Origin of the sequence: Nostoc sp. (genome assembly GCF_036919555.1) — a bacterium.
Lineage (GTDB): Bacteria > Cyanobacteriota > Cyanobacteriia > Cyanobacteriales > Nostocaceae > Nostoc.
Genome location: NZ_JBALCS010000122.1, coordinates 25,143 through 48,354 on the forward strand (window position 1 = coordinate 25,143; position 23,212 = coordinate 48,354).

The following is a 23,212-nucleotide window of genomic DNA, read 5'->3' on the forward strand; positions in this document are numbered from 1 at the left end:
TGGGGCATGGGGAAGAAAATTAAGTTCCTATTCCCTATTCCCTATGGATTTTAGATAAGCATTAAACTTGAGTAACAGTTCATCAAGAATTGCTTTAAATCTGCTTACCTGTTCATTTGTCAATAACTGTCTGGCGTAGGCTAACCTCAACCAACTGATAGTTTCATACAAAGACCCTCTCGCAATCTTGACAAAACGCCGATTGTCTTGGTCATTGTACCTACCTCTACCTTCTGCGATGTTCGCACAAACACTATCAGCAGACCGAACAATTTGCTTGCCCAGTGTATCTTTAGTGAAATGATCCCATCCTTTAACAATATGCCAAATTTGATTAGCTAGCTTCTCAGCAAGTTGATAAACTTCTAAGTCCTCAAAATCAGGTCTTCTCACAAAAGTCCATTGAGCATTTATTGATCAATAGTTCCCAATGCCCAATGCCCATTTACCTTGTAATCCGTCGCATATAATTTCCCCACAACTGAGCTGCTTGAGCGCTGCTACCAGATGTAGGGGAATTATTGTCGTTTCCTAGCCAAACACCAGTTACAAGCCGCCGGCTGGGGATAAAACCAATGAACCATAAGTCAACGTTTTTATCAGTCGTGCCAGTTTTACCAGCTTCCCCCAGTCCAATGGCAGCACTACGACCAGTACCTCTTGTGATTACGCCACGCATCAAACTAGTCATCTCATCGGCTACACCATTTGGCAGCACTCGTTTGTTAGCATCTGGATCTTGGTCGAAGGAGTAGATTACACGGCAGGTTTTGATATCTTTGCGATCGCGGCAATCACCACTGTCTAAAATTCGGTTAATGGCATGGGGAGGATTCAACACACCGCGATTACCAATAGCACCAAAAGCACCAGTCATTTCCAAAACATTGACCACGCTTTGACCCAGTACCAATCCGGGAACTGGATCGAGGGATGATTTTATCCCCAAACGCTGCGCCATTGCCACGACTTTATCCAGCCCAATTTCTTTGGCAACTCGCAGGGCGATGGGATTTTCTGAAAGCGCCAGCCCAGTAGCAATATCAAAGCTAGTGTCAGCACCAGCACGGCAGGGTTTATAAGTAAAGCCTTGCCAAGTTAAAGGGGCGCAGGAATAACTATTGGATGCTGAAATTCCCTGTTGGATAGCGGCGGTGTAAGTAAAGATTTTGAAGGTGGAACCTGGTTGTCTTTTGGCTTGGACAGCACGATTGAACTGACTTTTTTTATAATCAGTGCCGCCCACCATTGCCAAGATGCTGCCGGTACTGGAGTCAAGAGTTACCACCGCCCCTTGAGAAAAATTAAAATTTGCGCCACTATTATTGACTGAATTCCGCAACGCGGCTTCTGCCTGGCTCTGGTACGCTGGATCGAGCTGGGTTTCAATGATATAGTTTCCTTCTCTTGCGGCTCCCTGCCCCAAGATTGATTCCAACTCAGAGAAAACGTAACTGTAAAAATAAGGAGCGATCGTCTTAGCTTGCTGTTCGCAGACTTTAGGACTAACTTGGACGGTGGAACGTCTGGCTCGGTTCGCATCCTCAGGTTTAATTTTGCCCATCTCCAGCAACCGCTTAATTACACGATTGCGGTATTCAGCAGCTTCTAGCTTATTGTGACTATCCCCACAAAAATCGAAGCCGTTGGGGGCTGGTAAAATTCCTACCAAGGTTGCTGCTTCTGCCAAAGTTAATTCTTTAGCCGACTTCTCAAAGTAATATCGGGATGCATCCTCAAAGCCAGAGGTATCTCCTCCCAAAAAAACCCGATTTAAGTACATCAGCAAAATTTCATCTTTGCTGTAAAAGGTTTCAAGCTTCAGGGCGACAACTGCCTCCCGCAATTTGCGTCCAAGGGTATCCTGTCTGCCTACATACTCGCGGAACAAACTGCGGGCAACTTGCTGGGTAACAGTACTGGCTCCTTGTTGCACATCTCCGCTGCGGCTATTGATCAACACGGCTCGTAAAATCCCTAGAGGGTCAACCCCAAAGTGCCAGTAATAACGACTATCCTCTGAGGCCACCACCGCAGCAGGCAAATAAGGGCCAAATTCCTCTAAATGCTTCATGTCTACATGAGAGGTAGTCCGAGGCTCTCTCAGGGGAGTGGCTCCATCACGAGCATAAACAACCACTGGAGCGCGTGTAGCTGTAGGTAGAGGTTTTACTGAAAATTTCAGCCATTCAACGCCAATTACCAATGCCAAGAGGGCGCTGACACCGCCAATACCATAAGCTGTCCAACTTGCAGCTTTGAAATACCAAGCTGGTGGATCGACGTATTGCAACCGCACAGAAGCGGCGAGTTCTGGAGGTCCCAGGGTGAGAATATCGCCGTGACGCAGTTCCAGGGAACTAACACGACGCTTGCCACGATAAATGCCATTGGTGGAGTTTTCGTCTTTGATGACGAAAGCTGGTGTGCGTTGAGTAGAATTCCGCGATAGCGACAGGTGAATTTGGCTGACAACAGGGTTACGGATGACGATATCGCTGGATTTGGAGCTACGACCTAGAATATAGCGATCGCCCAACAGTGGATATACCTCTGCCTTATCCGCCCCCGCGTCCTGCACCCAGAGTTCCGGTACTTTGGCATTCGGCTTGAGTGCTAATTTGGAAAAATCGACCCTAGCTTGGATAGTATGTACCGCTTGAGTCAGTTGACCAATTAACGTTTGTGGCTTTTGAGGGGGTTGGGGAGAACTCATCGGCTATTCACATCACAGTTTTTAGTGAAGAATCGGGCAAATTACAATCTATTTAGATGTTAGTCTTTCATCATTTTACTCATAAGCCAAAGCATAAATTGGCTATACGGAACTTTTTAATCTAATTTATACTTGAACTTCCCTTGTGACTATAATTAATTTGTGATTTTCCTCACTTATTTACAGAGGTATAAATTTTTGCTCGATTCTCAAAGGCTTATTTTATCTACTATTACTAGTTCAATAACTAGAAACATAGCTTTTGCTTTGTATTATTAAACACTAAATCTCAAGAAACAACAGATTTAATTTTTACCAATTTACATATCCAGATATTCTCAACTAAACCTAAATATCTTCATTTAGGAAGATTTTCTAAATCTTATTGTCTGTTTTAATAGGTCGAGTGTTCCGTTAAGGTTAATTTCAGAATGATGGGAAAATCTCTGACCATGATTGGTACAGCTTTATCTTTGGCGCTCACCGCTAACATTGCTGTAGGTCAATCCAGTAAATCCCCCATAGCCCAATCCAGTAGCGACTCCACTAGCGCACCAGCGGAAATCAAGATGTCGCCAGAAGGGATGAAAATTCTGTGCGAGTATTTTCCGCTCAACTCTCGCTGTCCCAACGGCACAGCTGTCACCCCTAGCGCTCCTAGTAGCACTACAGTACCAGCAGAAACCACGCCCAATAACACCACCACTCCTGAAAGCACTCCAGCACCAGGAAGCATGACGCCTCCTGGATCTAGCACTCCTGAAAGCACTCCAGCACCAGGAAGCATGACGCCTCCTGGATCTAGCACTCCCGAAAGCACTCCAGCACCAGGAACCATAACACCTCCTGGACCTGGCGCTCCTCGCAACTTAACTCCAGCACCAGGTAGCTCAACCCCACCTGAACCTGGCACTCCTGGCAGCACTACCGAACCAGGTAGCTCAACCCCACCTGAACCTGGTACTCCTGGCAGTACTACCGAACCAGGTAGCTCAACCCCACCTGAACCTGGCGCTCCTAGCAACTTAACTCCAGCACCAGGAAGCGTTACCCCACCTGAACCTGGTACTCCTGGCAGCACTACCGAACCAGGTAGCTCAACCCCACCTGAACAACCTGGCACTCCTGGCACTCCTGGCAGCAGTAGCGAACCAGGTAGCTCTCCCAGTACTCCAGGCTCTAGTTCCCCAACAACTCCTGGCAAGGGTAATTAAATTAAAAGCTGAGGCATAATCTAAATACTAGTTTGTCATCAGCGATCGCTGGTGCATCTTCACCTGTTACACCAGTTATGTGAATTGGTGTAAGATAAAAAATCACAATTGCTCGAACTTATAGATCAAGTCTTCGCATATAGGACTGAGCAAGGGTTTTAGTAATCGATAGCCTGGGATTAACCATCCCAGGCTTTATAGTTTAATGTGACCTGCCAGTTGAAGTCGGTGTTTTTTGCAAGGAAGCAATTAACAGGCAAACAATACCGATACTAATAAATGAATCTGCCACATTAAATACAGCAAAGTTAATCAGGCGAAAATCAAGAAAATCAACGACGTAGCCTAAAACAAACCGATCAATACCGTTGCCCATAGCTCCACCTAAAATCAAGCCATAGCCCAACTGATCCCAAAAATTTAAGGTTGGACTAAACAAGGCCAACACTACCAATACTAAACTCACTCCTAAAGATAGCCAGCGCAACCACTCTACTTTCCCACTTAACAGACTAAAAGCGGCACCAGTATTAGTGACATAGGTGAAGTGAAATATTCCAGGTAAGAGTGGTAGGGTCTGCCCTAAGCTAAAGGTTTGCACCACCCAGTATTTTGTTATTTGGTCTAAGAAGAAAGCGATGAAGGCAGCGAAAAAGAAAAGGCGATTTTTTAAACGCATGGCGAATTAGTCATTAGTCATTGGTCATTGGTCATTAGTCATTAGTCATTAGTCATTAGTCATTAGTCATTAGTCATTAGTCATTAGTCATTAGTCATTAGTCATTAGTCATTGGTCATGAGCTTTTGACAAATGACGAAGGACAATGAACTAATAAAACATTAAGTGACGCAATACATATGCTATTACAGTAACGGCACACACCACAGTTAGTTGCCCTGGTAGTGCAAACCAAGAGTATCTGAGGATTGCTTGCATCAAGGGTAGATTTTCTGCGCCTTTCCACTGAAAAATATAGCTAATAATCAAATAAGTAATACCGCATAGGTGGAGAGTTAACAAGCCACAGATGCAACTAAAGGCGAGAGTTTCTAGTCGAGGTCTAGCTTTAAAAGCAAACAAGCCACAAATCCAACCTCCAGGAATAAACCCTAGTAGATAGCCAAACTGAGATAGCTTAACATAACCAATTCCGCCGCCATTGGCAAATATAGGTAATAAGGTTAACCCCATCACTAAATAGGCAATTTGCGAGAGCGCACCGGCATTTTTGCCTCCTAAACAACCCACCAGCAGCACTGCGCCAATTTGAAAACTGACTCCTAAAGAAAAAGTCTGAATTCCGTGCTGACTCCAACTCCAAGGAAGGGTGATGCCATAAGCTTCTAGGAAAGTGCCACCCATTGTTAAGAGTAAGCCAATCATAGACCATAGTAATTGATTGGAAGCAGCAAACATTTATTAGACAACCAAGGAAAGGCAAAAGGGAAAACCAATAGCAAGCAGTATATTCATTAATATTGAAATTAAATTTGTACTGACATCTTAAGAACTAGCATATTTTCTTTTGCCTTTTTGGTATGTAATTTTTCTTTCAGTTCTGCGAATTGTGGCTTAGGTGTCTATTGTCTAATTTTATTAACTGGGGCGTGTTCTGATTCTGGACTTTGACCTAGAATATGGTAAAATCCACATGATCGAGCTTAGTATTTGTAGTGAACTACCTACAAAGTGCTTAAGATATTTCCTGAATGCAGTTTTTTTAGGCGATCGCTCCCCGGATCTCGCTGCACTCTACTCGATACAATTCTTCTTTTTAAACTGCGTTTTATACCCATAACTATGGTTCCTGAGTTTGCGTTGCCCTGGGCTGTACCCCTACGGGGAAGCAAGCTACGTGCAGCGTCTCCTAGAGAAGGGTCGAAGGAAAGTTTTCATTCATAATCCTTTCCTCCAACAAGAACTGCCCTCTGCACTTCGGCAAGTGTTACAGTGAGCCTGCCGAGCTGCTCAGTCACCACCTCCTGCCTTCTCTTATAAGCCTTTTGTTTTTACCACGCTTTATCATCCATCTATTGACATACTTTTTTGATGACTTGACCAACGAACCTAATACTAGGACTTACGCACTGTACAAATTTATTATCTTCTGCATCAACGAGAATACGTCGTTTCAGGCTTTTAGAAATCATCCTTTGATAAATAGCGTAGGCGTAGCCCGCCGCAGGCATCGCCTAAAAAGTGTCGAAAAATCTAGGTTTAATGGCTGAAATCCATACTACATATTTAGTTTTTCCTGTCAATGCGTAAGTCCTATATACTATGAATAAAGTTTTGTAAATAAATTTAATCTATTTTATCTAGTCCTATTTACAACCGAAGATCAAGCTAAGTAGAAGATTTATCAATCAAAACTAAAAATAAGGGTTTGATTTTCATCAAAAAAATGCTTTTTTTTTGCTTTGTTAACCTATTGTTAATCTCAATTGTTGTCCTTTAGGGGTATCTTAGAAACGCTCACCTGGAAATATAATAAAAAATTGATCGCGATGCTCTCACGTCTTAGGGTCATAAAAAATCATCGCCTCACAGGTTCAATTTCAGTGTTAGCACTGACAATCAGCCTAGCAGCTTGTGGCGGACAACAAACTCCAGATAGCACAGCCACTAAGGAAACACCTTCTGGCACTGCTACAGATACTACTGCCTCTAGCCCAACTAAATTAGACCTTGGCGGAACCGTAAAATTAACCGGGGCTGGTGCGTCTTTTCCCGCACCACTGTACGACACCTGGTTCACGGATTTGAACAAGAAATATCCAAATCTGCAAGTTGACTATGCATCAGTTGGTAGCGGTGCTGGAGTTGAGCAATTTATCAAAGGTACTGTAGACTTTGGTGCCAGCGATGTTGCTATGAAGGATGAAGAAATCCAGAAAGTGCCACCGGATAAGGGTGTTATTTTACTGCCTGTAACTGCTGGTAGCATCGTGCTGAGTTACAACTTGCCAGATGTTCCAGAACTCAAGCTGCCACGGGTAGTTTACGCCGATATTCTACTAGGCAAAATCACGTCTTGGGATGATCCCCAAATTGCCAAGGCTAACCCAGGTGCAAAGCTTCCTAAAGATAAGATCGTAGTTGTTTATCGTTCCGATGGTAGCGGAACTACCGGTGTATTTACAAAACATCTCAGCGCTATTAGCCCGGAATGGAAGACTAAAGTTGGTGAAGGCAAAACTGTCAACTGGCCTACGGGAGTCGGTGCTAAGGGCAACGAGGGTGTTACAGCCCAAATCCAACAAACTCCAGGTTCTATTGGTTATGTCGAGTACGGCTATGCCAAACAAAATAATCTCAAGTTTGCTGCTTTAGAAAACAAAGGCGGCAAGTTTATTGTAGCTAGTGAGGAGTCAGCCTCTAAAGCTCTGGCATCTGTAGCTCTACCGCCTGATCTCCGCCTGTTCATTTCCGATCCAGGAGGGGCTGATTCCTATCCCATCGTGACTTATACCTGGATTTTGGCTTACAAGAAATATCCCAATGCGGCAAAAGCTAAGGCAGTTGAAGCTGCGATCGAATACGCTTTAACTGACGGTCAGAAGCAAGCTACTGCACTAGGGTATGTTCCTCTACCCCAAAACGTCATCACCAAGGTAGCTGCTGCTGCTGATCAAATCAGTCCAGAGTATAAAATCTCTGTTGCCAGTGGTAGTAGCGCTAGCAAATAAGCATCAAACACCCCTAATCAATAATTTAATTGATGAACTGGTCGTTTTATGGACATTAGTAACTGGGAACACAGGGTTACTAATATATCAGTCTAAATAGATGATGAAACGACAATTTTACTAATCTGGCTACCTCACACATTTTTGTCTGATTTAATTGTTAAAATCGGTATTCATGACTACAAATTCTCAAAATCTGTCATCAACGATAAAAAATCGCTCTGAGGCAGAAAAGTCCCTAGATCGGGGTTTTATTTGGCTGACTAAAATTTTTGCCTTTGGGGTTGCGGCCACTTTATTATGGATCGGGTCACAAGTTGCAATTGGCGCTTGGCCTGCTATTCAAAAGTTTGGTGTCAGCTTTTTAGCCAACACTACTTGGAACCCAGTTAATGATAGCTACGGGGTGCTACCTCAAATTTATGGAACTCTCTTGAGTTCTTTCATTGGTCTACTGATAGCAGTACCAATTGGGGTTGGTACTGCTGTTGTATTGAGCGAGGATTTTTTGCCCGGTAAAGTGAAGCTGGTACTGGTTTTCGCAGTAGAACTGCTGGCAGCTATTCCCAGCGTTGTCTACGGCGTGTGGGGTATTTTTGTTTTGGTGCCAATCTTAACCAGCTTGGGAAAATGGCTTAATAGTTACTTTGGTTGGCTGCCATTTTTTAGCACTTCTCCTACAGGACCAGGAATGTTGCCTGCGGGAGTCATATTAGCGATTATGACTTTGCCCATCATCACAGCCTTATCCCGTGATGCCTTGATTTCTGTACCCCCCAGTTTGCGCCAAGCCTCTGTAGGACTAGGAGCAACGCGCTGGGAAACAATTTTGCAAATTCTCATCCCAGCAGCCTTTTCGGGCATAGTTAGTGCTGTGATGCTGGGACTCGGACGGGCAATGGGAGAAACAATGGCTGTAACGATGTTAATTGGCAACTCCAACAACATCAGTATCTCTCTTTTAGCACCTGCCAATACGATTTCTTCTCTACTAGCAAATCAATTCTCAGAAGCTAGTGGTTTGCAAGTTGCGGCTTTAATGTACGCGGCTTTAGTTCTATTTTTCTTGACACTGGTAGTCAATATTCTGGCAGAGTTGATCGTTCTGAGAGTCAAGCGAATATAGCTTAGTTTTGGGTTAAATTATGACTTCTAGTTTTCCAGAGCGCAGTTTAACTCGCTCTCCCATGTCTCAGAGAACACTGTTTAATACAGTGATGACTGTAGTCGCATTTACCTGCGGAGTATTGGCACTTTTACCTTTGCTAGCAGTGCTTTCTTACGTGATTATTAAAGGCTTTAGCAGTCTGAATCTGGCCGTATTTGTGGAATTGCCACCCAAAGCTCTACAAAAAGGAGGAGGCTTTGGTAATGCAATCTTAGGCACGCTGCTAATGGTAGGAATTGCTGCCTTGATTAGCATCCCCTTTGGAGTTTTGGGGGCGATTTACATCACAGAATTTAGTTCGGCGAAAGTAGCTAGATGGGTACGTTTTGCGGCTAACGTCCTTAGTGGAGTCCCCTCAATTATTGCTGGGGTATTTGCCTATGGCATTGTAGTTTTAACACTGGTAAAGTTGAACTTAGGATCATATTCCGCTCTCGGTGGAGGGTTTGCACTGGCAATTTTGATGTTGCCAATTATTTTGCGAACTACTGATGAAGCCTTGCAGTTGGTATCGCAAGATTTGCGACAAGCATCTGTAGGGTTAGGAGCGACTAACTTTCAAACAGTGAGTCAAGTAGTTTTACCAGCAGCTTTACCAGCAATTGTAACTGGAGCAACGCTTGCGATCGCCAGAGCATCTGGAGAAACCGCACCTTTACTATTTACTGCTCTGTTTTCCAACTTTTGGCCAGATAGCTTATTCCAACCAACAGCTTCCCTTGCTGTTTTGGTTTACAAATATGCCATTTCTCCGTTTAAAAATTGGCAATCACTAGCTTGGGCAGCATCTTTGATTTTGGTATTGATGGTTTTAATTACAAGTATCATCGCTCGCTGGGCAACTCGTCAAAAAGCCTAGTAAACATCCTATCTACAGTGCAGATCCACATCGCTAAAACTAATACTACACTTAATTTATGGCTACTAATATTAGCACAGTGAATGATACTGAAACAGTTTTACGCACCGAAAATCTTAACGTTTACTATGGTAAGTTTTTAGCCTTACAGAATATCTGGCTAGATATACCGAAAAATCAGGTGACAGCCTTTATTGGCCCTTCTGGTTGTGGTAAAAGTACGTTGTTGCGATGCTATAATCGCCTCAATGACCTGATTGAGTCTTTTCGCGCAGAAGGTCAAATACTTTTTTACGATAAAAACTTATATGCATCCGACATTGATCCTGTAGAAGTGCGTCGTCGGATTGGGATGGTGTTTCAAAGACCAAACCCATTTCCAAAATCAATTTATGACAATATTGCTTTTGGAGCTAAAATCAACGGCTACAAAGGTAATATGGATGAATTAGTCGAACAGAGTTTGCGGCAAGCGGCTTTGTGGGAAGAAGTCAAAGATAAACTGCGACAAAATGGCTCGTCTTTATCTGGTGGACAACAACAGCGATTATGTATTGCTCGCGCGATCGCAGTACAACCTGAAGTTATATTGATGGATGAACCTTGCTCCGCCCTCGACCCTATTTCCACCTTGCGGGTTGAAGAACTAATTCACCAACTTAAAGAGCAATATACCATCGTTATCGTCACCCATAATATGCAGCAAGCGGCGCGGGTTTCTGATAAGACAGCCTTTTTTAATGTTCGGACTACAGAAACAGGTGGTCGTAATGGTTTCATGGTAGAGTACGACGCAACAGAAGTAATTTTCAACAATCCTAAGCAGGAAGACACCAGAGATTACGTTAGCGGCAGGTTTGGATAAATATTACATATTGTTTATGTTGTAGCGATGAGGGATACTCGGAAATTAAAGCTGTGCGATATCCCTCTAGTTTTTTTATCGGAAGTCTAAGGGTTGAAGACCTGTACCATTACACGTAGCTTAAATTTCAGTCGAGGTTTAAATCCCTGTCTAAAATTGTCTAAAATGTTTGAATTTTGTTAGCGCAGCCTAAAGCCTTCTCTTCTCCCAAGGGGAGACGCTACCGCGAACGAGAGGCAACGCCTTCGGCATGGCTTCACTTAAAGCGAATCCGCGTACTCCTGCAAAGAAGCAAGCTACGCGCAGCGTCTCCTAGAGAGCGTCATTTTGAATTGTTAATTGTTCGTCAACTTTGGCGATCGCTTGATCAATTATGGCTGTTTCTTGGTCAAAAAAAAGCAATAATTAAGCTGTTTAACATTAGACTTGCATTGACTGGGCGGGCAAGATACTCACTCTACAATAGTCCGACACATAGCGCAGTAATAGTGTTGGCAAGACTTGCTATTTATTTCATACTTGCAGGTCTTGCGATCGCTACCTACATAGTAGGCATTGCTGATTGAAAAAGTTATTTTAGCAAACCCAGACTTGCTTCTTGCACCAGTGCATCTCAGAGTTTTTTCTAAGCGGGCGGCGGGAATCGAACCCGCATTAATAGCTTGGAAGGCTATAGTTTTACCACTAAACTACGCCCGCGCATTTCCAACCCTCTAAATTTAGCACAGTCTTTACGAAAATTCAAGCATCTATAGGAATCCGATTTGATTTCTGAAAACATACTGAGACTGAAAATCCCGTTTGATCAGGGTTTTATCCGAAATCTTGTTCAAAAATCAGATATGAGTCCTATAGTTGGAATTAGTAGGTTGGATTTTGATCCTGACATACAGATTGCTCAAACCTGGTTTTGTACCATCGTTGTTGTGAGCAGCAATAAAGTTTTCTGTTTTGAAAACTTCGCTGAGGACTTGCTCGTATGTGCTTTTTTGGCTTTGGAGTCTTGCTGGTTCTATTTCTAGAACTACAGCCTGTTGAAAGTTGCCATTGTTATCAATTATTAAGCTAGCCAAGAGCTGTGCTGGTTCAAGTCCAGAATTGTGGACAAGAAAACTTGAGTCTAACTGTTTTGTGTTGCTTCCCTTGTATAAAGCGATAACGTCGGGTAAAGCATCTTGTCGCAATCTTCCTGCTTGTATCAAGTTACTCACTTCATCTTTAGCCAAAGGAGCTACTATTGCTACCGATGCTCCCTCAGTCGGAGTTGGTGGAGTTTCCCTAGTTCGAGTTGGTGAAGTTTGTTTAGTGGGAGTTGGTGGAGTTTCCCTAGTTCGAGTTGGTAAAGTTTGTTTAGTGGGAGTTGGTGGAGTTTCCCTAGTTCGAGTTGGTGAAGTTTGTTTAGTGGGAGTTGGTGGAGTTTCCCTAGTTCGAGTTGGTGAAGTTTGTTTAGTGGGAGTTGGTGGAGTTTTTCTATTTTCAGCTTCCGAAACTGGTGGATTTGATGGAATACCTGTTGGTAGTGGCGTTCCTTTTCCCAGTTTGATTTCTTGACGGCGATTCCAAGGTAAATTACCGACTGGAACTGTAGGTGTGGGTTTTGGTGTGGCTGTGGGTTTCGGCGTGACTGTGGGTTTTGGTGTGGCTGTGGGTTTCGGCGTGGCTGTGGGTTTCGGCGTGGCTGTAAGTGTCGGCGTAGGAACTCTCTGTTGCTTAAAGGGTTTGCTTTTAGGTTGAAATGCGTAAGTTCGGCTCTTTTGCTGGAGATTATCCGCAGAATTGATTGCGCCAAAATCTTGATTTCTGGGCGTAGTTCGTCCTCTTTCTGGTGAAGGTGCTGGTACAGACTTTTGAGTTGAGGATAGTGGCTTTGGCGAAACTGTTTTGACTATTAATTTTGATTTTGTTTTGGGAGTAATGTCTATCAATTCAATGGGAACAGCAGATTGACTTTGCTGGGGAAACCATAGACTAAATGCATTAGATGAGCGCATCAGCCAGAACGCCAGCAAGTGCAGAGAGACTGAACCCATAACGACAGAAATCCACAGACCGGGTGGATCGGTGTGTCGTCTCCAGACCTTGGCTGGAATTGGAGTTTTGTCTGCAACCGATGGTGTCATATTATAGAAACTGGATATGATTAGGCACTCTTACTGATTGCTAATGTTTTAACCGTGTCGCGCAAGTCCCTACCCACAAAAGAGCAAGTTCGGTGGGGATTATGAACACTTCAACCCTTTGGCGCAGGCTCAGGGCAGGCAAGCTCAGTGATCACGGGTGATGAGGATTGTATAAGGGTAGTTCACAATACCAGTCTACATTTTAGCGATTAACGATTATCTCTGGTGTAACAACGAAAGTCAAAACTGTTTCATCTACTCCTTTAAGTTCTAGCGGACTACCTTTAGTAATTTCTTCTTCTTGCAAATAATCTGCCACGGCAGCAGAAACCAGGATAGTACCGGGAAGAGCGGCAACTTGCAACCTTGCAGCAATATTCACACTTGGGCCAATGGCAGTATAATCGGCACGTTCAGCGCTACCAAACATCCCCACAACAGCAGTACCTTGGTGGATACCGCATCGGAACTGTACGCTAGTAAGTTTGTCGCCATCGAATACACCTTGATCTTGCCAGCGCTGGTTCAACTCAGCCAGTGAGTGGTGCATTGCTCTGGCTGTATTGATGGCACGACGCACCTGTTCATTAGGGGTTAGTTCTTCTGGCGCTCCGTATAAAGCTAAGATAGCATCTCCCATAAATTTATCTACAGTGCCGCCATTGGCAAATACAACCTTGGTCATGGCTGCTAAATATTCATTTAGCAACTCTGCTACCCGCCGGGATCTGAGAGTATTTGCTAGCTGTGTAAAACCCACGATATCACTAAACAAAACTGTAATTAAGCGTGGTTCTGGGCGCAAATCTAACATTAAGTCTCCGGTTGCGGCTTTTTGCACCAATGCAGTCGGCAAAAAGCGCTTTAGCACCGATTCTGTTAGATAAGTATTTAACTCCACGATTCGTCGTTCGTTTTCCTTTAATGCTAAAAGATTCCGAACTTCCGCCAAAAGTTCCCGGTCATTGAATGGTTTTGCTAAATAAGCATCCGCCCCATGTTCTGTACCTTCGATGCGGGTTTCCTCGTCTACTTTCGCTGTCAGCAGAATGATTGGTGTTCCTCTCAACTTGTCCTCATTGCGGATCATCTGAATCATCTCAAGTCCGCTCACCAAGGGCATCATTAAGTCAGTCACAATCAAGTTGGGTATAATTTCCTTAGCGATCGCATACCCTTCAGAACCGTTACGAGCTGTCTGCACATGATAGCCGTTGCGGCGGAAAATCTCAGATACATAGTTTCGCAGATCTGGGTTGTCATCTACAACTAAGATTGAGTGCTGAGTCTTAAGTGTTGACTCTTGAGTATCAATACTGGGGGAGAAGTTTCTTGTAATATCTTCAATATTGTCTATTGTTGACTCTAACAGTTCTAAATCAGCCAATTCTACGCTAGCACGGCTCGTGTTCACTTCGATAGACGTTTCTAGTACTTGCTGTGTGGGTAAATGAGCATTTCCAGTCACAAGCCATAAACAAAAGGTAGTGCCTTCGCCGTAAACTGATTCCACAGTGACTTGACCGCCATGTAATTCTACCAATTCTTTAACTAAAGCTAAACCCAAACCACTGCCTTCATAGGAGCGATTTGCGGAACCTTCAGCTTGGCGGAAGCGCTCAAATAGATAGGGAATTTGTTCTTTAACAATGCCAATTCCAGTATCTTGTACTTGCAATATGCAACGATCGCCCTCAGATTTTAGTCTGAGGGCGATCGTGCCACCTTCGGGAGTAAACTTCATGGCATTTGACAGGAGGTTGTAAACCACCTTGTCAAATTTTTCCATATCCAAGTACACCGTAGGACATTCATCTAACTGGGTAGTGAGATGCAGTCCTTTTTTCTCACAGTAGGGGCGAAAAGACTCAACAATTTGGCTGACAAATTCGACTAAATCGCAAGGGTGGAAATTAGGCTGCATTCTCCCCGCATCCAGGCGTTGTAAATCCAGCAGTTGATTTACCAGTCGCAGCAGACGGCGGGAGTTACGCAGGGCGATCGCACTTTGGGAGTAAGATAATCCCTCACCAGCCGCCACCGCCGACTCTAAAGGCCCTTGAATCAAGGTGATCGGTGTGCGAAACTCATGGGAGATATTTTGGAAAAATTCGGTTTTTTGTTTATCTAATTCCAGTAAGCGTTCAGCTTGTTGGCGAGTTTTTTGATACAAGTGTGACTGCTGCACAGCGATCGCGGCTTGAGCTGCTACTGCTTTCGCCAAATCAACATCAGATGATAGCCATCGGCGGACTTTGTTACCTTCATGCAGGGTAATACTACCGATACATTTACCATCAGCCAATAATGGCACAAACATTAGCGATCGCCCTGGCATTTTTAAAGGCAAATTAAAACCTTGTACTCCTAAGAGAGAATGGCTGACATTACCAATTACTACCGGTTCAAGTGTCTGTAGCATTTGTTGGAGGATGGGATTCTCCTGTATAGATGCTTGAGAGTAGGGTATTCTCTGAGTCAATAGGTTCTTATTGCTACTTAAATTTTTGTCTGGGACTGGCGATGCCTGGGTTGGGCTGTGCCTACGCAAATTTTCCGGTTGTTGAAAACTGTCATACAAGCCCACACACTCGGCATACTCATCTTCCTCTGTCCACAAAGACAGGACACAGCCATCGACTTGTAAGGCTTGTCCCAATTGCTGGGTGATCGCCGCAAAGATATCTTGGGGATCTAAGCTAGAGCGAATCGCGCTAGTAATCGTATTAATTAGGGCTTCTCGCTTGGCAAGTCCACGGACTTGTTCGTAAGCAAAAGCTTGAGACAAAGCTAAAGCTGCCTGATCCGCTACCATCAACACTAATTGCACCTCATCATCCCCCCAGAAGCGAGGCACAGAACACTGATGCAGTGCCAGCACTGCCATCAGTTCTTGTTGGCAGATCAGTGGCACAACTAAACTAGAACAAATGTTAGCGGCAGCAAAAGCTGCTTCACGTTGGTGCAGTTCGGGAGTATCCCCGTGAATACGCTCATCATCGATCACATCGTGAATCACCTGGACTTCGCGGGTTTCCCACACCGTCTGAGCCAAAACAGGCAGAGGTTCGGGGATGATCGGACTCAGATCTCCCTTTCGGGAAAGAGGAGAAAGACTTACTGCAACTTCCGTTCTGCTCAAGAGCTCAAGAGCTTCTTCAGAAAGAGCTTTCTGATAAATGAATCCCTTGTCCGCCAACTGCTCATCTTGGAAGGGACGCAACAGACAGACATCCACTTCCAACATCTGTCCGACTGTATCAACAATTGCCTGCAAAATTTGGCGATAGTCTAAAGCACTGCGAATCGTATTTGTAACGGTATTCAGCAGCGATTCTTGTCGGAGTGTGCGGGTAAGTTCGCGGGTGCGGGCTTTGAGGACATTGTGGGTATCCAAGGCTTGGCGTACCAATGCTTTGAGTTCCTCGGCTTCCCACGGTTTGGTGACATATTTGAATACCTTACCAGCGTTGATTGCTTCCACCAGGTCTTCGACATCGGTGTAACCAGTTAAAATAATCCGAATAATATCTGGATATTGAGTTGCTGTCAGGCTCAAAAATTCTGTACCGCTCATCATCGGCATCCGCTGATCGGAGATGATCACTGCGACCTCTCCCTCTTGAGCCAGCAGATCAAGTGCCGCAGGCCCAGAGTTTGCCCTTAGCACCTTATAGTCCCGATAGAAAGTGCGGTAAAGCAAGTCAAGGTTGTCTGGTTCATCATCGACAACCAAAATTTTAGGCTTACTGTTTGCTGGGGATTTCATGCACCGCCTTCCTGCTGCAACGGCAGTCGGATAAAGAATAATCTGATCAGGTAAGGATTTTTCTGAGTCAGGTAAGAGCAGAGCATTTTGACCAATAAGGCTGTTTGGCTACATGACTGCTGAGTGTAGGAGTGTTTACTCACAGTAATTCGTCTCAATGGCTTATGCCCATTACCGTTTGCTTTGGTGCAGTGTAATTGCTTTCATAGTCAGTTTTAGGGTTATAGAGTCGATGCTTGCTTGCCAAATCTTCTTTCACCTCCTGTGAGCAATGTCTGATATCACATACAGCGCTCATAGCTAGCTGAAAAATCCACATGAAGCTGCATACTAAGTTTTCCCTCCGCAGCCGTTTTACTAACACTTGCAAGTAAATTTTATTTTTGGTAGTCATGGTAGAGTCAGCAATATTAAAACAATAAGATTTAAAGCCAAAGTATACTATTAGACAAATACCTCTTTCTAATTTAGCAATCAGAACTATCATTAAGACAAGTCGTAGTGGTTAAGAAGTTAGGGATTAGGAATCTTGCAGATTCTTCCCCAGTAGCTGTACAGCCTGTTCCCATAACCTAGTAGCAAAGTCCTGTTAGTGTAGTGGCAATTGCATAAACAAGTTCAGTACTGCAACCAAAGGTGGTTTGCAACCAGAGTTTATTGGTGGTGTACTTACTTAACAATTTTGTCGGTTATGCCTACGGACAGGTTATGCTATTTATCTACCCATAGGGTACGACTTTACGTTTTTGTGGTGAACACACTGATATCCTCCCTACCTAAAGCAAGGGAAAGATTGTAGATTTATGAAGCTATGAAAAGGAGTCAGAAGTCAGAATCCAGGAGCGGAGCCGGAGACGCTCCGCCTCCGGTCAGAATACCCCAGCAATCAAGTCAGGGGTTTCAAGCAAGGAAAATTTTTATTGATCTCCACGATTAAAATCGGGGGCAAAAGATGCACGATTCATCCACTTTTTCGTTCAGAATACATTCTGTATTCTGGCTCCTGACTCCTGAATTCTTCTTCGGTAACTTCTAAGACTTTTTCAAAAATGCAGGCTATAAAGCTCCAAACTAAAGTGTAAAACTTTGTATGCTGCACAGGCAAAAGCACATTAGCAATCTTAGATCAGTTCAATCTCCTGGGTAGATATGAAGTTTTTATTCAATTTAAATGGTGTTTGAGGATATTTGAGAAAATTTTCGTTAAATAAAATCAATACTAAACTAGCCTTGAAATATCGGTTTTTTCATCCATACCAGCAACAGCCAGTCGATCCAGCTTGCTGCCAATTTCAAATTCGTACAGCTACACCTGCTGATTTAATCGGTGTTGCCCAAATTATTGCTGAAAGCTTTCACTCCCAAAAAGGTATGTGGGGATGGGTTTTTCCATTGCTACGTTTGGGTATTTACGAAGACTTAAGGCATCGCATGGCATCACCTCCGCCGCGTCATATTTGTTTAGTCGCCTTTGAAACTACTACTGGCACGGCTAATAATTTAGTGGGAAGTGTGGAGCTGGGTGTACGTGACAGTGATTCGTGGAGCCAGGTTGGGATAGGTTTTCCTTACTTATCTAATTTAGCGGTTCACCCAAAATACCGTAGACATGGTGTGGCTTCAGGGTTACTGACTAGCTGTGAAAAAGTCTCTCGTGAGTGGGGATTTCAAGACTTATATCTCCACGTTTTAGAAAATAATCATCAGGCAAGGCAACTTTATTTCAAAGCGGGATATCGGGTGCATAAAGTCGAATCAAATTGGAATACATTTTTACTAGGACGCTCAAGCCAGATGTTCTTGCACAAGCACCTGAGTGCTGATTCCACTATGTGAATTTTATTTTGGCAATTGTAAATTTTGATGTTGTAATTAGTTTGGAGAAAATCTATCACCAATATCGACAATCAAAGTACAAACTAATCTAATTAAGAACTTAGTTAATATTAGCTAAATCTAGCTAAATACCTAGATGTATATAGCTTTGGATAATTCTTTTGAGGATATTTCATTTAGAGTTTTTACGACTATTCCTATTCATCAATATTCATAAAAGTATAACTTGGGAAAACTTAATTTAAATAATCAAACGTTAAATTATGTCTTTTTTTATTTTTCTTTAAATAATAATTATTTTAGTTTAGAGTATTTTATATAGAGAAATAAATAAATTCTAATGAAAATAGCTTTACAATTACTTTAGGAAATCAGCAATCCCTCATAATAACTTTGTAATTAAGATATTCATCTTTATAAAAACTTTAAGAAAACACTCTCGGAATTTGGAGACAAATCTAGTTATATCTCATAAAATATGATCACTCAATTACTAAACAATGCCTGTTTATTACTATCTTAGTTAAATTGACCAAAAGACTCTTGATAATAAAAGAATTCCAAAACCTGATTTGACATAACAACTAGTTAAGTTTTGAAGTGCATACTACTACCAAATTCGTTGAAAGTTTAAAAAACATGGATAGCGAACAGCATCGACGCTATCAAACCTCTATGGTATCAACTTATTACCCTGAAACTAGTTTCCTAGACTCTGTTGTCATGGCAGATGGAACTGAGCAATCGCAAGGCTCGGATATCCTTACACGTTTACACAGTGGAAAAGTTTTCATCGTCAATAGTCGTAGACGAAATGGATTAATACTTTTTAAACGCTACCATGCAGAGTTTGCTGGGCCTGGGGCTGCTGTGGGTGGGGATTATGATTGTGATTGCCAAAGGGCATTGCCTATAGGTAATCTGTCTTTATTAACTCCCGAATGTAATGAAGAACGTCAGAAGGCTTACTTGATTAGACGACAGTGGATTCGATTGATCAAACAAATTACAGAAAACCCAGTGCCTGGGCAGCGAGTCCAAAAGATTCTCGATCAATTTGAACAATACTTTCCGCCAGAAATAGTGGCTCTTCTGCCGGATGTTGCTTTTGCTTTTTTAGTAGGTGTGCTGCCACAAACAGTGGGAATAGTACGCCGTTTGGGCAGTGAGGTGGACAGCCAATTTCATTACTGAGTCAATTGCTAAAATTCCAAATTTGCCAAAACAGCTTGGACTCGATTAACGATGCGGGCGTTTTCCTCTATTGTCCCGACAGTAATTCGCAATCCTCCACTAATGTATCGTACAAGGGTGCCGAGTGTTCTAAGTTTCTGGTGGAAAGTTTTTAATGCAGCATCTTGTGAATTAAAGCCATTTTGTTTCAGACGTAGGTAAATAAAGTTAGCAGCGCTTGCCGTAATTTGTAGTTCTGGTTGCTGGGATAAAATTTCGATGAGTTTAGCTCGTTCACTCAGAGTTTGGGGAATTGACTCCAGCAAGAGTGTACGGTTTTGTAAAGCAGCCAATGCTGCTGCTATGGAAAAGCTGGGGAGATTATAAGGTAAACGAACTTTTTCTAAAATGGCGATCGCTTCGGGATGAGCGACGCAATAGCCAACACGGAGAGCTGCCAATCGGAAGGCTTTAGAAAAAGTACGTAATATTACCCAATTCTGACGCTGTGCTAATTCACCTACTAAAGTAGTTTGGCTGAATTCAAAATAAGCTTCATCAATTACTACCAAAATATGCTGTGGTAAACTTCTTAACCATGTCAACTCTGCCGCAGTTAAGCTATTGGCTGTCGGCGAATTGGGATGCACTACGAAAACTACGCGAATCGGGGGATTTTGAGTTTTTTCGAGCGCAGATTGTGCTGCTTTTAAGTCAATTTCAAAATTTGTTTCATTTCTACTCACTGCCACTACAGGAATGCCCAAAGTTTGTGCCAAAATTCCGTACATAGAGAAAGTGGGATTGGCAACTAAAATTGAACCTTCTCCTCCTAGACAGGTGGCGATTAATAAAGAGCGGATTAGTTCATCTGAACCATTTCCAACAGAAATATTGGCAGCAGTATTCGATAGCGAGAGGGCGGCTGACTCATTGACATACTCAGCGATCGCATCCTTAAGTGTTTCATGTCCGCCATCGGGATAACGATTTGTTTCAATTACTTGCTGATACGTCCAGGCCAGCTTCTCTTTTAACTCAGGTGGTAAATCGTAGGGGCTTTCATTTGTATCCAGCCGATCAAACTGTGTGGGGACAGAATCGGCTGTATCGCTACTGGGGTGAGGTTTGTACGCGGTGAATTGTGCTAAATCTGACCGAATGAAGGGAAGCATATCAATTTTAGATTTTAGATTTTAAATCAATACTGTTCAAAAAAGACTTATTTTACCCTAACTATCCTTGATAATAGGTGAATATAGCCTCTTTGGATCTACGAGTTAAGTAGTACTTACTGAAAAATATTCGGTTAGGTCTAAGTTTAATATTTTACAGCCTCAAGGTAATTGGCAAAAGAGGCGAATTGCCTGCCAAGTTTCTTCCATAACATTACCCAAGGCGTGGTAACTGTCGAGTTCGACTAACTCCACCCAAGGACGCGAACGCCCAAAGTTGCGACTGGCTTTGATGGGGATGACTTCATCCTTTTTTCCATGCAAAATCAGGGTGGGGATAGGACGTTGCAAAAGCTTTTCTTGGTATTGAGTAGCATCTGTAACGAAATCGTAACTTAAAGGAAGCGATCGCTCCTCCCCATAGTGGTAGACCATGATATATTTTTCTTGCTGCCAACGCTGTAGTTCTTCATCACCTAGCTTGGGCAACCAATGGGATAAAAACCCAAAAGCTGGGGCTAGTAAAACTAAGCGTTGCACTTGTAAATTTTGCTGTCCCAAGTGGGCAGCAGTCAAACCGCCCAAGCTTGAGCCAATTAGTGTTACTGGCGTAGAATCATTGTTGAATTCTGCGGCAACTTGAGTTAGCTGACGAGTGATTGTCAACTGGGAAAAATCGCCAGCATTCAAGTCGGGAATTTTCAGCTTTGTCTGTATTTGGGTAAAGCGATCACTTATATCCCGCGCTTTGGCAGAATTAGGACTTGAAGCGAAACCGTGAAGATATATGTAGTGCAAAGCTGTAGATAGTTAGGAGTGAGGAGTGAGAAGTTAAGAATTTTAAGTTTTAAGTTATAAGTTTCTTTCTTCAACTCATAACTCATAACTCCTAACTCCTAACTCTTTCGTATTACCGCATTGTGACAAATTCCTCTGCGGCTGAGGGATGGATACCCACAGTGGCATCAAAGTCTTTTTTGGTTGCGCCCATCTTCACAGCGATCGCCACACCTTGGATGATTTCAGCTGCATTTTCACCCACCATGTGAGCGCCTAGCACTTTATCAGTGTTGCTATCAACCACCAACTTCATCATTGTCTTCTCTTGCTTACCTGTCAAACTATGGTACATGGCGCGGAAGCGAGTGTGAAAAATTTTTACAGCATCACCAATTTTCTCCCGTGCTTCGGCTTCTGTCCAGCCGACTGTAGCGGCTTCTGGGTTAGAAAATATTGCTGTGGGTACAGTTTGGTGACTGAATTCGCGGCGGTTATTTCCGAATTCACTATCGGCAAAGGCACGACCTTCACCAATGGCTACAGGAGTTAAATTAATTCGGTCGGTGACATCGCCAACAGCAAAAATATTCGGTTGACTAGTTTGACTATATTCATTGACTGCGATCGCACTTGTGGTAGGATATCCAGGCCCTTCGATAGAACTAGCGACAATATCAACCCCAGCGTTTTTTAAACCTAGTCCATCGATATTGGGAGTCCGACCAGTCGCTACTAAAAACACGTCGGCAATTACTGGTTCTTGGTCGTCCCCTGATAAAGTCAGTTTCAACCCTTCTGGTACGCGTTCAACTGTCTTTACCACATTATTCTTAATCAGTCGAATTCCGTGGTTCGTCATCCCCTCTTCGATTTGTATGCGGACATCCTCATCAAACCCGTTCAAAATCTTTTCACCTCTGGTAATTTGTGTCACCTCAGAACCCAAACCGCGCATAATACAGGCAAATTCCGTGCCGATATAACCAGCACCAATAATAACGATATGTTTTGGTTGTTCTTTGAGATGAAAGATTTCGTTAGAGGTAATGCCATGTTCAATCCCTGATAAATCTGGCTTTACAGGATACCCACCAACAGCAATTAAAATTTTGTCTGCTGTAACTTTGCGTCCATCAACTTGTACAGTGTGGGGGTCTACCAATGTAGCGCGACTAGGAATTAGTTCCACACCCGCTTTTTCTAAAAAGCTGATGTGTAGTTGCGACAGTCGCCGAACTTCCTTATCTATAGATGTAATGAAATGTTCCCAGTCCAACTCCACATTACCCACTTTCCAGCCATAGCCGGAAGCGTCACTGAATAGTGCGGGAAAGTGAGAACCATAGACCATGAGTTTTTTGGGAATGCAACCGCGAATTACACAAGTGCCACCAACTAAATCATATTCAGCGATCGCCACTTTTGCCCCATAGCTAGCCGCTCGTTTGGAAGCCGCCAAACCTCCAGAACCCGCACCAATTACAAACAGGTCGTAATCAAAAGTCATAAATTTATGTATCTCTTTAGTAACAAGTTAGTTCCTGGGAACTTACACAGAATGCGATTGAACTATATAAGGATATCCGGTAAATCCTGTGTAAGTCCTGTCCTTGAATTAATCTAGCGTTAGCAGATGCTATCTCGTCGTAGGGAATATCACTTTTTGCTTTGGTGGCTGTAAAGCCAGTAGTTAACACTTGTTATAATTTTGCCCCTAGCGCTGAGTATAAATCTATGCACCAGCTACGTTGGAAAAACTAAGTTTATAAAATATTGCTACAAGTCTGAAAGTCCTAGCAAGGTCAGGTAGTTCCCCTGTCCTCACAACAATGAGAAATCAACTGATG

The 23,212-nt window shown here is 43.2% G+C and carries 17 protein-coding genes and 1 tRNA gene; 7 read left to right on the plus strand and 11 right to left on the minus strand.

Annotated features, from left to right (window positions below; all coding sequences use genetic code 11):
- Positions 1-27: 27 nt before the first annotated feature.
- The 5 genes from V7K36_RS32675 to V7K36_RS32695 form a co-directional block, all read right to left on the minus strand.
- Positions 28-393: a four helix bundle protein gene (locus tag V7K36_RS32675; RefSeq protein ID WP_335122062.1), complete on the minus strand. Its 366-nt coding sequence runs from the start codon at positions 391-393 to the stop codon at positions 28-30.
- Positions 394-445: 52 nt separating this feature from the next.
- Positions 446-2,716, minus strand: coding sequence for a transglycosylase domain-containing protein (locus V7K36_RS32680; protein WP_335122064.1), 2,271 nt, complete (start codon positions 2,714-2,716; stop codon positions 446-448).
- Between the two features lie 502 nt (positions 2,717-3,218).
- Positions 3,219-3,920, minus strand: a complete 702-nt coding sequence (locus V7K36_RS32685) for a hypothetical protein (protein ID WP_335122066.1) — start codon at positions 3,918-3,920, stop codon at positions 3,219-3,221.
- A 212-nt stretch (positions 3,921-4,132) separates the two neighbouring features.
- A complete protein-coding gene (gene lspA, locus V7K36_RS32690) occupies positions 4,133-4,609 on the minus strand; it encodes a signal peptidase II (RefSeq protein WP_335122068.1) in 477 nt (158 codons plus the stop codon).
- 150 nt (positions 4,610-4,759) lie between these two features.
- The gene (locus V7K36_RS32695; RefSeq protein WP_335122070.1) at positions 4,760-5,347 is read right to left on the minus strand and encodes a biotin transporter BioY; all 588 of its coding nucleotides are present in this window, start codon (positions 5,345-5,347) and stop codon (positions 4,760-4,762) included.
- Between the two features lie 1,091 nt (positions 5,348-6,438).
- On the opposite strand from V7K36_RS32695, the gene pstS reads away from it, so the two are divergent.
- From pstS to V7K36_RS32720, 5 genes are all read left to right on the plus strand, one after another.
- Positions 6,439-7,620 carry a phosphate ABC transporter substrate-binding protein PstS gene (gene pstS, locus V7K36_RS32700; RefSeq protein WP_335122072.1) on the plus strand — a complete coding sequence of 394 codons (1,182 nt, stop codon included), beginning with the start codon at positions 6,439-6,441 and terminating at the stop codon, positions 7,618-7,620.
- A 175-nt stretch (positions 7,621-7,795) separates the two neighbouring features.
- Entirely contained in the window at positions 7,796-8,746 is a 951-nt protein-coding gene (gene pstC, locus V7K36_RS32705; RefSeq protein WP_334827505.1) for a phosphate ABC transporter permease subunit PstC, read from the plus strand.
- Between the two features lie 19 nt (positions 8,747-8,765).
- Positions 8,766-9,647, plus strand: coding sequence for a phosphate ABC transporter permease PstA (pstA, locus tag V7K36_RS32710; protein ID WP_334941262.1), 882 nt, complete (start codon positions 8,766-8,768; stop codon positions 9,645-9,647).
- A 58-nt stretch (positions 9,648-9,705) separates the two neighbouring features.
- The gene (gene pstB / locus V7K36_RS32715; RefSeq protein WP_334827501.1) at positions 9,706-10,512 is read left to right on the plus strand and encodes a phosphate ABC transporter ATP-binding protein PstB; all 807 of its coding nucleotides are present in this window, start codon (positions 9,706-9,708) and stop codon (positions 10,510-10,512) included.
- A 176-nt stretch (positions 10,513-10,688) separates the two neighbouring features.
- Positions 10,689-11,078, plus strand: a complete 390-nt coding sequence (locus tag V7K36_RS32720) for a hypothetical protein (protein WP_335122073.1) — start codon at positions 10,689-10,691, stop codon at positions 11,076-11,078.
- Between the two features lie 62 nt (positions 11,079-11,140).
- Here V7K36_RS32720 and V7K36_RS32725 read toward each other — a convergent pair.
- The 3 genes from V7K36_RS32725 to V7K36_RS32735 all read right to left on the minus strand — a co-directional run bounded on the left by V7K36_RS32725 (position 11,141) and on the right by V7K36_RS32735 (position 16,401).
- Positions 11,141-11,211: transfer RNA gene (locus tag V7K36_RS32725), tRNA-Gly, on the minus strand.
- A 137-nt stretch (positions 11,212-11,348) separates the two neighbouring features.
- A complete protein-coding gene (locus V7K36_RS32730) occupies positions 11,349-12,632 on the minus strand; it encodes a hypothetical protein (RefSeq protein WP_335122075.1) in 1,284 nt (427 codons plus the stop codon).
- Positions 12,633-12,834: 202 nt separating this feature from the next.
- Positions 12,835-16,401: a response regulator gene (locus V7K36_RS32735; RefSeq protein ID WP_335122077.1), complete on the minus strand. Its 3,567-nt coding sequence runs from the start codon at positions 16,399-16,401 to the stop codon at positions 12,835-12,837.
- A gap of 1,188 nt (positions 16,402-17,589) precedes the next feature.
- On the opposite strand from V7K36_RS32735, the gene V7K36_RS32740 reads away from it, so the two are divergent.
- A complete protein-coding gene (locus V7K36_RS32740) occupies positions 17,590-18,237 on the plus strand; it encodes a GNAT family N-acetyltransferase (protein WP_442948542.1) in 648 nt (215 codons plus the stop codon).
- A 639-nt stretch (positions 18,238-18,876) separates the two neighbouring features.
- Positions 18,877-19,431 carry a hypothetical protein gene (locus V7K36_RS32745; RefSeq protein WP_335092623.1) on the plus strand — a complete coding sequence of 185 codons (555 nt, stop codon included), beginning with the start codon at positions 18,877-18,879 and terminating at the stop codon, positions 19,429-19,431.
- An 8-nt stretch (positions 19,432-19,439) separates the two neighbouring features.
- Here the strand turns inward: V7K36_RS32745 and V7K36_RS32750 are convergent, their stop codons facing one another.
- The 3 genes from V7K36_RS32750 to gor all read right to left on the minus strand — a co-directional run bounded on the left by V7K36_RS32750 (position 19,440) and on the right by gor (position 22,872).
- Positions 19,440-20,585, minus strand: coding sequence for a histidinol-phosphate transaminase (locus V7K36_RS32750; protein WP_335122080.1), 1,146 nt, complete (start codon positions 20,583-20,585; stop codon positions 19,440-19,442).
- A 162-nt stretch (positions 20,586-20,747) separates the two neighbouring features.
- Positions 20,748-21,383 (minus strand): YqiA/YcfP family alpha/beta fold hydrolase, encoded by a 636-nt coding sequence (locus V7K36_RS32755; RefSeq protein WP_335122082.1) that lies wholly within the window; start codon positions 21,381-21,383, stop codon positions 20,748-20,750.
- Positions 21,384-21,495: 112 nt separating this feature from the next.
- Entirely contained in the window at positions 21,496-22,872 is a 1,377-nt protein-coding gene (gene gor / locus V7K36_RS32760) for a glutathione-disulfide reductase (protein ID WP_335122084.1), read from the minus strand.
- Positions 22,873-23,212: the final 340 nt, after the last annotated feature.